Genomic DNA, 13837 nt, shown 5'->3' with positions numbered 1-13837 from the left:
AGAGGTCCGCCCGCACCCCCTGCGGTCACAGCCGGTGGACCCCCGGCCCGTCGGTGACCTTGCCCCGGGTGTCGAAGAACAGCCGGGAGGCTGCGGCGAGGGCGTCGACGTCGTAGTCGCGGTGGTTCTGGACCAGGATCGTCAGGTCGGCCTCGGCGACACCCGCCGCCGCGTCCTCGACCCGCTCGGCGGTCGGGACGGAGCGCCAGTCGGTGACGTGCGGGTCGTGGTAGCGCACGACCGCGCCCTTGGCCGCCAGCTGCCGGGCCAGCGGCACCGCCGGGGACTCGCGCTGGTCGGCGATGTCCGGCTTGTACGTGACCCCCAGCAGCAGCACGGTCGAGCCGTTCATCGCCCGGCCCTGCTCGTTGAGCAGGTCCTGGGCACGGCTGACCACGTAGGCCGGCATCTGCGAGTTGATCTCCTGGGCCAGCTCCACGAACCGGAACGGGTAGCCCAGCCGGGCCCGCACGTTGTGGGACAGGTAGTTCGGGTCGATCGGGATGCAGTGCCCACCCACCCCCGGGCCCGGGTAGAACGCCTGGAACCCGAACGGCTTGGAGCTCGCCGCGTCGATGACGTCCCACAGGTCGATCCCCAGCTCGTGGCAGAACCGGGTCATCTCGTTGACCAGTGCGATGTTGATGTGCCGGTAGGTGTTCTCCAGCAGCTTGGCCGTCTCCGCCTCCCGCGTGCCCTTGGCCCGCACCACCGTGTCCACGAACGAGCCGTAGAACGCCGCCGCCGCCTCGGCGCACCCCGGCGTGTGCCCGCCCACCACCTTCGGGGTGTTCTTCGCGCCGAACCGCTCGTTGCCCGGGTCGATCCGCTCCGGTGAGAAGGCGAGGTGGAAGTCCTTCCCCGCGACCAGACCGCCCGCCTCCAGCCGGGGCCGCACCACCTCGTCCGTCGTGCCCGGGTAGGTGGTCGACTCCAGCACCACCAGCATCCCGGGGCGCAGGTTGCGCGCCACCGCGTCCACCGCCGCCTCCACCGCCCGCAGGTCCGGCCCACCGTCGTCGGACAGCGGCGTCGGGACGCAGATCACCGCGACCCCGGCCTCGGCGATCCGCGACTCCTGCGTCGTCGCCTCGAACCCCTCCGCGACCATCCCCGCGACGTCGTCGGCCGAGAGGTCGTCCACGTGCGAGCGCCCCGCGTTCAGCGCGTCGACCACCCCCTGGTTGATGTCGAACCCCAGCACCTTGTGACCCGCACGGGTCGCCTCCTGCGCCAGCGGGAGGCCGACATACCCCAGCCCCAGGACGACGACGTCAGCGGTCACGATCAGGCTCCTCGGGTGGGGTTCAGGACGACGGGCGCCCTTCGGCGCAGCCGTCATGCTACCGCGCTGTGACATCATCGCCGGTATGCCGTCCGTGCTCCTCGTCTCCAGCAACGGGGCGGGGATGGGGCACCTCACCAGGCTCCTGGCCTACGGCCGCAGGATGCCCGCCGACGTGCGCCGGCACGTGGTCTCGATGTCGCAGGCGGTGCCCGTCGTGGCGTCGGAGGGTCTCACCTGGGAGTACCTCCCGAGCCAGGGCGCCACCGGGCTGCGGCCCGCCACCTGGCGCTCGCTGCTGGCCGACCGGATGAGCGAGGTGCTCGGGCGCGTCGACCCGGACGTGCTCGTCTTCGACGGCACCCACCCCTATTCCGGACTCGACGTGGCGCTGGCGGCGCACCCGCGCACCCGCGCGGTGTGGTCGCGCCGCGCCATGTGGAAGCCGGGGCGCAACGGCGCCCAGCTGGACAAGGCGGCCTGGTTCGACGTGGTGCTCGAGCCGGGAGACCTGGCCGCCGACGCGGACCGGGGCGAGACGGTCACGGCCGCGGCGACCCGGGTGCGGCCGGTGACGATGCTCGACCGCGAGGACCTCAGCGACCGTGCCACCGCCCGCGCCGCCCTCGGCCTGCCCGCCGACGGCCCGCTCGCGCTGGTCTCCCTCGGCGCCGGCAACATCAACGACACCGGCGACGAGGTGGGGGCGGCCGTCCGCGCCCTGCGGTCGCAGGGGGTGGGTGCCTGCGTCACGGCCCCGTCCATCGCCGAGCGGGCCTACGCCGGCGACGACGTCCACCTCGTGCGGCACTTCCCGCTGTCCGAGCACTTCCGCGCTTTCGACCACGTCGTCACCGCCGCGGGCTACAACTCCGTCCACGAGGCCCTGCGCCTCGGCGTCCCGGCGCTCCTCGTCCCCAACGACGCGACCTCGCTCGACGACCAGGTCACCCGCGCGCGGCACGCCGCCGAGCGCGGCTGGGCGCTGACCGCGAGGACCCTGACCGGCGGCCGGGCGGACGCCCTGGTCGAGGAGCTGGTGGCCCGCGGCCCGGAGCTCGCCGCCCGGGCGCAGGCGCAGGACCCGGGCAACGGCGCCGCCGACGCGGCCCAGGAGATCCTGCGCGTCGCCGGTCTGGCGGCCGCGCCGGGCACGGGGACCGCGTCATGACCCCCACCACCTCCCGCACCCGCCAGCAGCAGCTCGCGCGCTGGGCGCGGCGGGCACCCGGCTACCGCACCGCCGTCGACCGCGTGCTGCCGGCGGTGCGCCGCAACGCCACGCTGACCGACGTCGTCTTCCGCGTCTTCCTCCCCCGCCACGGCGTCGGGACGCTACCGGTCCCCCTCGTGCCGGGGCGGCACCTGAGCGGCCGCGACACCGCGCTGCTGCCGGTCGTCGGGATCGTCGGCCTGGGGCTCTCCGACGACCAGGTCGGGTCGCTCGTGGAGGAGGTCGCGACCCTGCAGCGGGCGGAACGCTCCTTCCGCGTCCTCCTCGTCCTCGACCGTCCGGCCTTCGCCCTCGCGCGCTCCCACGGGTATGCCGTGGAGGTGCTGGTCCCGCACGCCGCCTGGGCCGGACACCCGCAGGGCGCGTCGCCGCCCGTCCCCTGGGAGGACTACGTGGGGCGGCGGCTGGCCGACGTGCTCGACCACTACCAGCTCTGGCACCTGGCCCGGAGCACCCCCGAGGGCCGCCTCGACCCCCTTGACGAGGTGCTGCTGCGCAACGTCGCGGCCCGCCTCCCCGCTAGCCTGCAGGTCGACACCGCCCCCGTCACCCGAGGAGACCCGTGACCGAGCCGCAGCCGCTCGTCGTGCACATCACCGGCGCCCGCCCCAACTTCCCCAAGGCCGCCCCGGTCATCGCCGCCCTGGCCGAGCACCCGGTGCGCCAGCTGCTCGTCCACACCGGGCAGCACTACGACGAGCGGATGAGCGAGGTGTTCTTCCGCCAGCTGGGCCTGCCCGAGCCGGACGTCAACCTCGGCGTCGGCTCCGGGTCCCACGGTGCCCAGACGGCCGCGATCATGGTCGGCCTCGAGGAGCTGTTCACCGCCGAGCGCCCCGACCTCGTCGTGGTCTACGGCGACGTCAACTCCACCGTGGCCGCGGCCCTGGTGGCCGCCAAGATGCTCATCCCGCTCGCCCACGTCGAGGCCGGCCTGCGCTCCTTCGACATGACCATGCCGGAGGAGGTCAACCGCCTCGTCACCGACCGGCTCTCCGACCTGCTCCTCGTCACCAGCCCGGACGCGATCGCGCACCTCGGCAACGAGGGCGTCCACCCGGACCGGATCCACCTCGTCGGCAACCCGATGATCGACACCCTCCTGCGGCACGTCGAGGGCCTCGACACCGTCGGCGTCGCGGACCAGGTGGGTCTCGACCGCACCGAGCCCTACGTCGTCGCCACCCTGCACCGCCCCGGCAACGTCGACGACCCGGCGGACGTCGCCGAGCTGGTGCGCGCGGTGCACGCGGTCGCGGACCAGGTGCGCGTCGTCATCCCCCTGCACCCCCGCGGCCGCGGCCGGCTCGAGGCCGCCGGGTTCATGGACCACGAGAACCTGCTGGTCGTGGACCCGCTCGGCTACGTCGAGTTCCTCGGCCTGGTCAAGGGCTCGGTGGCGGTCGTCACCGACTCCGGCGGCGTGCAGGAAGAGACGACGGTGATGGGGGTGCCGTGCCTGACCCTGCGCCCCAACACCGAACGACCGGTGACCATCACCCACGGCACCAACCGGCTGGTCACCCGGGACAGCCTGCCCGGCGCGGTCACCGAGGTGCTGGCAGCCGGGCGCGCCGAGCCGGGCAGCACCCCCGTCCCGCCGCTGTGGGACGGGCACGCCGGTCCCCGCATCGCCGCGGTCCTCGCCCGCTCCCTCGGTCTCTGAGCCCACGCGCGACCGACGGGTCGGGACGGTCGTCGGCGCACCTCCTGTGGCGCGCCTCGACGGTCTGCGTGAGGCTTGGCCGGTGACCGCCCCGACGCACCGCCCCGACGCACCCGGCGTCGTCGACGCCGCCCTCGTGCTGGACGGCGCGCACGGGCACGGCTACCTCGTCACCGGCACCGACGTCCCCGCACCCCCGGACGTCACCGGCTGGCGTCGCCCGGCCGACCTGCTCGACGGCCTGGTCGTGCACCTGCACCCGCGCACCGTGCTCGGCTCGGCGGAGGGCGTCACCGGGACCGTCGTCCTGCTCGGCCACCCGGTCGACGTCGCGGCCGGCATCACCGACCCGAGCCGCATCGCCTCGCGCCTGTGCGCGAGCTGGGACCTCCAGGAGGACGCCGGGCTGGTGCGGGAGGCCGCGACGCTCGGCGGCCGCTGGACCCTCCTGGCCCGGCGCCGCCCGGCACCCACCACCCCCACCGACCGCCGGCCCCCGCCACGGCCCGGCCCCGACCTCCTCGTCGTCCCGGACGCCCACGCCACCCAGCCCGTCTTCTGGGCCACGACCGGCGGGCGGCTCGCGCTCGGCAGCACCCCGTCCCTGGCGGCCCACGCCCTCGACCTCCCCGAGGACGACGACGCCCTGCGGCTGCTGGAGGAGCTGCGGGCCCGCCGCCCGGGCGCGGTGACCTACCTGCCCGGTGTGCGCACGGCATACCAGGGACTGCGTCCCCTCGTCCCGAACTGCCTGCTCCGCCTCGACCTCTCCCCCCTGCGGGTCGAGCACCGGCGCTTCTGGCCCGAGGAGGAGCGCGTCGAGCGGACCGACGTGGACGCGGTCCACGACGCGTTCCGCGAGCGCCTCGGCGCCCACGTCCGCCTCCTGGCCGGGCTCGGCCGGCCGGCCCTCAGCCTCACCGCCGGCCGCGACAGCAGGGTCACGGCCGCCCTCGCCCACGAGGAGGTCCGGGCCGGCGGCGGGCTGGCGTTCACCTACGTCAACCCGCGCGACGCGCGGACCGGTCCCGCCGCGACGGCCGACGTCACCGGGGCCAGCGCCGTCGCCGCCCAGCTCGGACTGCCGCACCGGGTGCTGCGCTGGCGGCAGCCGCCCGCGGGTGGGACCTTCGACGTGCTCCACCGCCGCACCTACGACCCGCTGGTCCCCTCCCGCGGCGCCGCCCACGCCATGTGGGCCGACCTGCCCGCCGACCTCGTCCAGCTGCAGTCCAACGGCGCGGAGACGGGGACGACGTTCGTGCGCCGGCGCACCGACGAGCTGCTGGACCCGCTGCGCCTCGCACGGATGATGATGCACGCCGCCGACGGCCTCGAGGACCTCGCGGCGCGCATGTACGACGGCTACCTCGAGCACGCGGAGCTGACTCCGGACCGCCTGCGCGGCTACGACCACCACGACCTCTTCTACTGGGAGCAGCGGATGGGGCGGTGGGGGTGGCAGAAGTTCACCGACGGCGACCTCGGGCACCGGGTGCTGGCGCCGTTCAACGACCGGGTCCTGCTGGAGACGATGCTGTCCCTGCCCTACGCGCAGCGCGAGGCGATGGTGCTCCTGGAGCGCGTGCTCGGCGACGTGCCCGGCACCCGGGTGCGGGCGCCGGGCCCCCGGGTCTCCCTCGCGCGCTCGGTGACGACGCTCCTCCCCGGTCGCCTCCGCCGGCGGGTCGAGCCGGTGGTGGACCGCCGCGCAGCTCGGGCGGCGGTGTCGCGCTCCGTCTTCCCCGGCGGGTATGCCGTGCTGCCGGCGGGTGCGCGCGGCACCCGGGTGCCCGCCGGCTGGCTGCGCGAGCCGCTGCCGGACGGGGCGTTCGGCGCCTCCGGCGCGCTGCTGCGCCACCACCCGGGGCTGCGGCACGCCGTCGTCGGCGACGGCTCGGCCTGGGTGGCCGTGCTCGGGGACCCGGTCTGGGTCCGCCAGGAGCTCGACGGGGCGTGGGTCGTGGCCCGGGCGCTGCAGGACGCCCTCGCCGACCGGCGCAGCGCGGAGGCCCTGATGGTCACCGCGGGACGCCACGGGCTGGCGGCCGTGGTGGCCGGGGCGGCCGGGCTGACCGGGCGGTACCTCGTCCTGGCCGGGGACGGCACCCGCACGGTGGTCGTGCCCGACCCGCTCACCGCGCTCGGTGTCCACCTGCTCGAGGACGGGTCGGGGGTGGTCTCGCACGCGCGGCTGGCCGACGGACCTGCCCGGCGGGTGAGCCCAGGTGACCTCGTCACGGTGGCCGGCGGGTCCCTGGACGTGGCCCCCCTCGACCAGCAGGTCGACCTGGCCTCCCTGGCCCGGCCCCGGCGGGTGGAGGACCCTGCCACGGCTGCCGAGCGGCTCGCCCGGCACGCCCGGATCCTCAGCCACCGCGGGCCGGCGTGGCTGGCGATGAGCGGGCTGGCGCACGGTCGCAGCGGCGAGCTGCTGCCCCACCTCGTCGCCAGCGGTGGGAGCGCGCTGACGTGGTGGGACCGGACGGTCGGCGACGACGAGGCGGCAGGGGTGTTCAGCGCCTCCCGCGAAGCCTTCGAGGCCGGTGTCCAGCACCGGGTCCTCGGTCTGCGCGAGGACCCGGCGGGCGGTGCACCGGGGAGCGGGGCCGCCCCCGCGCTCCGGGCGGCCCGCGAGGCTGCGGTCGAGGCGCTGCGGCAGACCTGGGGCGAGGAGGCCGAGGGGGTGCTGCCGGTGACGGTCGCCCTCGACGCCGCGCTGCCCGACGACGCGGTGGTCTGGTTCGGGACGGCGCCCGGCCCGGACGGGGCGGCCCCCCACGCGCTCGTGGACCGGCCCTGGGAGCTCCTCCAGGGCGCCCGCGCGGTGGCCCTGCCGTTCAGCGACCGGTTGCTGGGTCAGCTGCCGTAGACCCCGGCGGGGTGGCGGCCGGTGCGTCGAGCGAGCGCAGGCGGCGCACGAACGTCTCGTGCGAGAAGCGCTCGCGGACCAGGTCCTGCGTCCGGGCGACGCGGGCGGCATACCGCTGCGGGTCGGCCACGTAGCCCTCGATCAGCGCCCGGGCCTGCGGCGGCTCGGCGTAGTCGAGCACCTCCCCGAACACCGGGCGGTGCTTGGGGTGCGCCACGACGACGACCCCGGAGGCGGCCGCCTCGAGGAGGACCCGCCCGAACGCCTCGTGCCGCCCCGGGTGGTCCTGGTAGAGGAAGAAGTCCAGCCCGGCGAGGAAGTCGCGCGGCTCCACGGAGGCGGTCCGCAGCATCTCCCACCGCGGCGGCGCAGGGGTGTCGTCCGGCAGACCCGCCTCGACGGCGAGACGCTTCCACGTGGCCCGCGCCCCCATCAGCCGGACGACGTAGCCGGGCCCGAGGTCGTAGGCGGCCAGCAGCTCCGCGTGCGTCGGCGGGAACTTCAGCGCCTGGTCGCGGGAGTAGCGCCCGACGACGACGGGGGAACCGTCCGCGCCCGGTGGCCGGGTGTCCCGGACGTGCCACTCGTCGACGTCGATCAGGCCGGGGTTGTCCCACGTCGTGAGCCGGACCCCCGGCTGCTGCGCGCGCAGCACCTCCCGCACGACCGGCCCCTGCGGCACCCACACGGGCTCGGTCCCGAAGAGCTCGCGGGCCCGCTCGGTGACGTCCGCCACGACGTACCTCTGGTCCGAGCCGTCCGGCTCGAGCGGCGCCTGGTTGGCCATGACGAGCAGGTGCCGCGGGCGGAGCGGTCGACCGCCCGGCAGGTGCGGGGGGTGCTGCAGCACCAGCGGGTAGCGCACCATCAGCACGTCCACGTCGACCTCGTCGTCGAGCTGCACCCACCCGACCTCGCCGCTGCGGACCAGGGCGACGACCTGCGGGCACAGCGGCAGGTCTCTCGTGGTCGCGAACCGGAGCGCCTCGAGGTGGGTGATGCCGACCGTCAGGCCCGCCGCGCGGGCCGCCCGGACCTCCTCGAGCATCGAGCGCTGCGGGCCGCCGTAGCGGCGCCAGTCGCCGCCGAGCACGAGGTCGAGGTGCTGCGGCGGCTCGGGTCCGGGGTCGTGCGGCGCGCGCCAGCGGCGCGGGGCGGGGAAGGCACGGGGCGCCTCGGGGTCGAGGTAGGGCGGGGCACCGGCGGCGATCTCCTCGTGCCACGCGGTGTAGACCGTCTTGTAGGCGTGCCGGGCGGGGTGGCGCCACAGCCGTGAGAACTCGGCCGAGGAGAGCGTCTCCCCGGAGCGCAGCAGGAGCAGGCACTCGTCGACGGTGGCCACCGCTCGCGGGCCGAAGGCGGCCTGGATGCGGCGTGCGTACTCGGTGTCGGCGCCCTTGCGGGTGGGGTCGAGGAGGCCCACGCGGTTGAGGACCCGGTCGACGCGGACGAGCAGCGTGGGGGCGGCGACGGCGCGGTGGCGGTAGCCCAGCCGGACGAGCGCGAGGTCCTCGGTGACCCGGGCGCCGAGGGCCCGGGCGGCGACGACGGCGGGGTCGGCCTCGACGGTGCGCACCAGGGTGGCGACGGTCTGGGGGTGCAGCCAGTCGTCGGAGTCGAGGGTGGTGAACCAGCTGCCGCGGGCCTGGGCGAGGGCGGTGTCGCGGGCCCGGTAGGTGCCGCCGTTGACGCGCTGCCGCAGCACCCGCACCCGGGGGTCCAGGGCCGCTGCCCGCTCCAGCCACGGCCCGGCGTCCGGGCCGGAGGCGTCGTCGACGATCAGGACCTCCAGGTGCTGCCAGGTCTGGGCCAGGAGGGAGCGCACGGCGGTGAGCAGCGCGGGTCCTGGGCGGTAGGTGCTCGCCGCCACGGTGACCAGCCCGTCGCCCTCCTGGTCGGCGCGCGGGAGCGGGTCGGTGGTGAGCTGGTCGAACGGGGCGTCACCCAGGTCAGGGTCCAGCCGCAACGGCGCGACCGCGTCCGAGGAGAGGGCGGCGTCGAGGAGGGGCAGCCAGTCCGAGGTCGCGGGCCGCGGGGACAGGAGGGGGTCGGGGGAGATATCGCGGATCGTCGATCGGGCGTCCTGATCGACGATCCGCGATATCCGGTCCAGGGAGGGGTTCGCGAGGTCGGCGCGGACCGCGGCGGCGACGTCGGCGGGCACGTGCGGGTGGTCGAGGAGGGCGGCGCACCCCGCCTCGTCGCGGTCCAGGCAGCGCAGGTGCAGCAGGACCTGCACTGCGTGCGGGTGCAGCACCTTCAGGGAGCCGGTCGCGGCGAGCGCCTCGAGGACCGCCCGGCCCCGGGCGACGTCGTGCGGGTCGGTCGTCTGCAGCGCCAGCACCCGGGCGAGCTGGCCCAGGTGGAAGGGGTCCGCGCCCTCGGGGAGGGCCGGTGAGCGGTCCGGGAGGGCCGCGTCACGGCATACCCCGGCGGCCCAGGCGTCCACCTCCGCGGCGGACCGTTCCGGCCAGGCCGCCTCCACGAGCACCTCGCGCGCGTGGAGCGACTTCGTCCGCAGGGCGGTGACCGCGAGCGCGTCCGGGGAGTCGAGCAGGATCTGGTTGCGGGCGGTGTCGCGGGAGACGCCGGCGCGGGTGGCGACCGGGCCGGCGGGCCGGGCCGGGGCCTCCTCAGCCGCGCTCATCGAGCCGGCGCAGCGTCGCCTCGACGGTGTCCTGGAGGCGGTCGAGCCGACCGGTGTACTGCGCCTGGAGGGCACGGACCGTGCCGACGAGGTCGTCGGTCGTGGGGGCTGCCCGCCCGCCCGTCGTGTCGACAGCCGCGATCTCCGAGCGCACGAAGGAGCGCAGCTCGCGGACGCGGCGGTCCGTGTCGAGGGCGACCAGCAGCACCGCGCTGAGCAGCGCCGATCCGGCCAGCACGACCAGCCACCACCAGGTCAGCACCGCGCCGACGACGGCCAGCGCCGTGGTGACGCCGGCGACCGCGGCACCACCGAGGAGGAGCTTGGAGGAACGCACGCGGTCACGCTACCCCGGTGAGGGTGCGGTAGAGCTCGGCGTAGCGCACCGCGTTGCCCGCCCACGTCCGCTCCCGCGTCACCCACCCGCGGGCCCGGGCCGCCACCTCCGCCCGCCCCGCGGGGTCGTCGGCCAGCCGCTCGAGCAGGTCGGCCAGCGCCGCGGCGTCACCGGCCGGGTAGGACCAGCCGCGCTCGCCGTCACCCACGACCTCGAGCAGGGCCGGCTGCGCGGACACGACGACCGGCAGCCCCATCGCCATGGCCTCGAACGGCTTCAGCGGGGTGACCAGCCGCGCCGCCCGCTCGTCGCTGCGGGGCACGACCAGGACGTCGAGCAGGGCGTAGGACGCCGCGACCTCCTCGTGCGGCACCCGCCCGGTGAAGGTGACGTAGCCGCCGGCCCCCAGCTGCTCGGTCAGCGAGCGCAGCTCCCGCTCGCGGGTGCCGCTGCCGACGACGAGGCAGAGCACCGGGCGCCCGCGCGAGTGCAGCAGCACGGCGGCCCTGACCAGGTCCTCGACCTGCTCGCGCGCGTGGTCGAGGTTGCTGACGTAGCCGAAGGTGAACCTGCCGACGGCGTCGTGGCGGCGCGCCAGGGCCAGGTCCCGCTCGACCGGCCGCAGCTGCTCGGGGTCCACGGCGTTCGGCACGACGAGGACCTTCTCCGGCGGCACGTCGCGCTCGACGAGGTCTGCCCGCATCGTCGCGGCGAGCGTCACCACGGCGTCGGCCCGGCCCGCCAGGTCGGCCTCGCGCGCCATCCGCCGGGCGAACGTCTCGCCGCGCTCGGCCCGGCGCGGGTCCTGCGTCCAGGTCGACTCGAAGAGCCCCCGCACCTCGTAGACCCACGGGAGCCCGGTCGCGGCCGCCACCGCGGCGCCGACGACGCCCAGGTCGTAGCCACGGTGGCCCGAGTGCACGTGCAGCACCGCGGGGCGCTCGCGGGCGACCACCTCCAGCACCGCGGCCGCGGCCTCCTGCAGGTAGGCCGTGCCGCCCGCCGCGCGCACCGGCGCCGGCAGGAGGTAGCGGACGCCGTCCCGGACGACCTCCTCGGGCAGGGGTGGTCCGGCAGCGGGGTCCCCCGACGGCTCGGGCACCGACAGCGCGACCACGTCGACGCCGGCGTCGACGAGCGCCTGCAGGGTGTGGTGCCCGCGCACGCTGTAGCCGGCCTGCCGCTGCGGCAGCGTCGTCTTGAGCAGGTGCAGCACCCGCCCGGGCACCGGGACCACCGGCGTCGCGGGCAGGTCCGGGAGCCACCCGGGGTCGGTCTCCCGCAGGCGGTCCTCGACCCGGTCCAGCGCCTCGTCCAGCGCACCGCGGGCACCGGCCCTCCCGTCCCCCTCGCTCCCGGCGCCCATCGCGAGGAGCACCCGCCGCTCGAGCGTCATCGCGCCGGTGACCCGGGTGAGGTAGGCCATCTCCCGCAGCAGCACCGGGTCCTCCGCCCCCGCGTCCAGACGGTCGGCGACCAGCCGCAGCGCCGCGTCGTCGTCCCCCGCGCGCCCGAGCCGCACCAGCTCCGCCGCCTCGGGTCCGAGGACGAGGTCGCCGGTCGTCCGCTCGTCGGGCAGCTCCCCACCCGGCGGACCGACCACGAGGCGGTCCCGGGGGAGGAGGTGGCGCCACGGGCTGGACCTGTCCTGCGGCCGGGACAGGTGCACGACGCGCAGGTCGCCGGGGAGGTCGGGCAGCTGGGCGACGGCGGGGCCGAGCCCGTCGAGCACCAGCACGTCGGTGCCGGCCGGTACCCGGTGGCCCGGCTCGACGAGCAGCACCCGGGCCCGCAGCACGGGCAGGACCGCGCGGAGCCGCTCGCGGGGTGTCGCGCCGGAGGGCACCGCGACCGCGACCCGGTGCATGGCGCCGGGGCTGACGGCCGTGTCCTCGGGGGAACGCGGGAGCGTCCCGGGGGAACGCGGGAGCGTCCCGGGGGACACGGCCGTCAGCGTCCCGGGGGCGGCGGTCCCGGCCGCCAGCCGTGCCGCCTCCTCGGCCAGCCGCTCCGCCGCCTTGTCCCACGTGAGCACCGGCCGGTCCGCCCCGCGTCGGGTGCGCCACCGGGCCAGCGCCTGGGCCGAGGCGTCGTCCAGCGCCACGAGGTACGTCACGCCGCTCGTCCCGGCGTCGGCGGTGTCCCTCCGGAGCGCCTCCTCCAGCCACCCGTCGGCCTCCAGGGCGTCCCCGATCTCGGCCGCCTCACCCCTGAGCACCCGCCGGGTGAGGTTCTGGACGAGGCCGCCGAGCACGCTGGTGGCCTCGACCGGGGCGCGCAGCTGGTGCCAGGACAGCCCGTCGGCGCCGTCTGCCGGGCCGTGGTCCGTCCCCGCGCCGTGGCGTGCCGGGGGGCGCAGCGCGGCGGCCCGGACGGGCACGCCATACCTGGCCGCGAGACCGAGGAGCGCCGGGACCCCCGGATCGTCGACGCGGCCCCCGACCGCGACATACCTCTCGTCGTCCATGGCGGGCAGTCTCCCAGACCGGGGCGCGGGTGACGCGTACAGTGGCGCCGATGTCCTCGACCCCCTCCACCCCCTCGGCGCCCGGCCCGGCCCGCGACCTCGTCGTCTCCTACTGCTTCCCGCCGTACGTCGACACGGCCGCGATCGTGGCCGCCAAACGGGTGCGCGAGGCGGGCCGACCGGTCGACGTCCTGCAGAACCGGATGGCGGCCCGGCGCGACACCGACGCCGGCCTCGCCCAGATCGCCGACCACCTCGTCGTGCGCCGCCACGAGGTGCCGTCGCCGACCTTCTTCTCCTCCTGGCGCTCCATCACCCGCTTCACCGAGCTCGGCCTGCAGCAGGCGCTGACCTGGGACCGCGCCGGGGAGGGCTACGAGCGGATGTACAGCCGGGCGCAGTTCGCCGCGAGCCACGTCCTCGCCGCACGGTTCGCCCTGCTGCGTCCTGCGGTGCGCTGGACGGCCGAGTTCTCCGACCCGCTCTCGCACGATGTCACCGGGGCGGTCCGGCACGCCCCGACGGCCGACGACGCGCTGCTGGCCCGGCTCGGCGAGGGGATCGTCGCGGCCGGCTTCACGCCCCCCACCAGCGGGAACGTCTTCGAGTGGGCGGAGATGGTCGCCTTCGCGCTCGCCGACGAGATCCTCTTCACCAACGAGCACCAGCGGGACCTGATGGTCGAGGCGGTCGCCGAGGAGGCGCTGGCGGAGCGGGTGCTGGAGCACGCCGTCATCTCCCCGCACCCCACGCTGCCGCCGGAGTTCTACGGGCTGACCGACCCGGACTACGCGCTGGAGCCGGGGCGGCGGCACATCGGCTACTTCGGCAACTTCTACGCGACGCGCGGGATGGGGACGGTCCTGGAGGCGCTCGCGTCGCTGCCGGCGCACCTGCGCGACCGGCTGTGCCTGCACGTCTTCGCCGGGCAGCGGGACGCGCTGGAGCAGGAGGTGGCGCGGCGGGGGCTGGAGGGGGCGGTGCGCACGGGGCCGTTCGTGGGGTTCCTGGACTTCCTGGCCCTGTCGGCCCGGATGGACGTGCTGCTCGTCAACGACGCGGTGACGAGCGGGCTGCTGCCGAGCAACCCCTTCCTGCCCTCGAAGTGGAGCGACTACCGCGGCAGCGGCAGCCAGGTGTGGGGCATCGTCGAGCCGGGGTCGATCCTGGACCGCCAGCCGCTGTCCTACCGCTCCCCCGTGGAGCACACGAGCGCCGCCGTGCAGGTGCTCGCGCAGATCGCGGCCGGCTGAGGGCGACGACGCCCGGACCACAGGCACATGGGTGTGCGCTGCTGTCGTGTCCCATGCGTCGCCCTGGTGTTCGTCG

At 76.1% G+C, this 13837-nt stretch carries 9 protein-coding genes; 5 read left to right on the top strand and 4 right to left on the bottom strand.

What is annotated here, in order from left to right; genetic code table 11:
• Nucleotides 1-25: 25 nt before the first annotated feature.
• Entirely contained in the window at nucleotides 26-1285 is a 1260-nt protein-coding gene (locus D4B81_RS07020) for a nucleotide sugar dehydrogenase (RefSeq protein ID WP_122261731.1), read from the bottom strand.
• A gap of 85 nt (nucleotides 1286-1370) precedes the next feature.
• On the opposite strand from D4B81_RS07020, the gene D4B81_RS07015 reads away from it, so the two are divergent.
• The 4 genes from D4B81_RS07015 (at nucleotide 1371) to D4B81_RS07000 (ending at nucleotide 7057) form a co-directional block, all read left to right on the top strand.
• Nucleotides 1371-2456, top strand: coding sequence for a glycosyltransferase (locus D4B81_RS07015; RefSeq protein ID WP_122261890.1), 1086 nt, complete (start codon nucleotides 1371-1373; stop codon nucleotides 2454-2456).
• Complete coding sequence (locus D4B81_RS07010) at nucleotides 2453-3085, top strand: hypothetical protein (RefSeq protein WP_122261730.1); 633 nt, start codon at nucleotides 2453-2455, stop codon at nucleotides 3083-3085. Before D4B81_RS07015 ends, D4B81_RS07010 begins: the two co-directional genes overlap by 4 nt.
• Nucleotides 3082-4185, top strand: a complete 1104-nt coding sequence (gene wecB, locus D4B81_RS07005; RefSeq protein WP_237565868.1) for a non-hydrolyzing UDP-N-acetylglucosamine 2-epimerase — start codon at nucleotides 3082-3084, stop codon at nucleotides 4183-4185. The genes D4B81_RS07010 and wecB overlap by 4 nt, the downstream gene beginning before the upstream one ends.
• A gap of 82 nt (nucleotides 4186-4267) precedes the next feature.
• A complete protein-coding gene (locus D4B81_RS07000) occupies nucleotides 4268-7057 on the top strand; it encodes a hypothetical protein (protein ID WP_161965027.1) in 2790 nt (929 codons plus the stop codon).
• Here the strand turns inward: D4B81_RS07000 and D4B81_RS06995 are convergent.
• The 3 genes from D4B81_RS06995 to D4B81_RS06985 are packed head-to-tail and all read right to left on the bottom strand — an operon-like array spanning nucleotide 7026 to nucleotide 12508.
• A complete protein-coding gene (locus D4B81_RS06995) occupies nucleotides 7026-9704 on the bottom strand; it encodes a glycosyltransferase (RefSeq protein WP_122261728.1) in 2679 nt (892 codons plus the stop codon). The two genes, D4B81_RS07000 and D4B81_RS06995, sit on opposite strands and share 32 nt — an antisense overlap.
• Complete coding sequence (locus D4B81_RS06990; RefSeq protein WP_122261727.1) at nucleotides 9691-10041, bottom strand: hypothetical protein; 351 nt, start codon at nucleotides 10039-10041, stop codon at nucleotides 9691-9693. The genes D4B81_RS06995 and D4B81_RS06990 overlap by 14 nt, the downstream gene beginning before the upstream one ends.
• A gap of 4 nt (nucleotides 10042-10045) precedes the next feature.
• Complete coding sequence (locus tag D4B81_RS06985) at nucleotides 10046-12508, bottom strand: glycosyltransferase (protein WP_122261726.1); 2463 nt, start codon at nucleotides 12506-12508, stop codon at nucleotides 10046-10048.
• A gap of 50 nt (nucleotides 12509-12558) precedes the next feature.
• Here D4B81_RS06985 and D4B81_RS06980 point away from each other — a divergent pair, with 50 nt between their 5' ends.
• Nucleotides 12559-13761: a glycosyltransferase family protein gene (locus D4B81_RS06980; protein ID WP_122261888.1), complete on the top strand. Its 1203-nt coding sequence runs from the start codon at nucleotides 12559-12561 to the stop codon at nucleotides 13759-13761.
• Nucleotides 13762-13837 lie beyond the last annotated feature (76 nt).

This window comes from Ornithinimicrobium cerasi, assembly GCF_003702705.1.
Lineage (GTDB): Bacteria > Actinomycetota > Actinomycetes > Actinomycetales > Dermatophilaceae > Ornithinicoccus > Ornithinicoccus cerasi.
Note: the sequence above shows the minus strand (reverse complement) of the source record. Positions and strands in the feature narration are given on the sequence as shown.

Bases quoted from the DNA above. Each gene is read 5' to 3' on its own strand.
- D4B81_RS06985 (WP_122261726.1), bottom strand. From the start codon at position 12,508: ATGGACGACGAGAGGTATGTCGCGGTCGGGGGCCGCGTCGACGATCCG.
- D4B81_RS07010 (WP_122261730.1), top strand. From the start codon at position 2,453: ATGACCCCCACCACCTCCCGCACCCGCCAGCAGCAGCTCGCGCGCTGG.
- D4B81_RS07015 (WP_122261890.1), top strand. From the start codon at position 1,371: ATGCCGTCCGTGCTCCTCGTCTCCAGCAACGGGGCGGGGATGGGGCAC.
- D4B81_RS06980 (WP_122261888.1), top strand. From the start codon at position 12,559: ATGTCCTCGACCCCCTCCACCCCCTCGGCGCCCGGCCCGGCCCGCGAC.
- D4B81_RS06995 (WP_122261728.1), bottom strand. From the start codon at position 9,704: ATGAGCGCGGCTGAGGAGGCCCCGGCCCGGCCCGCCGGCCCGGTCGCC.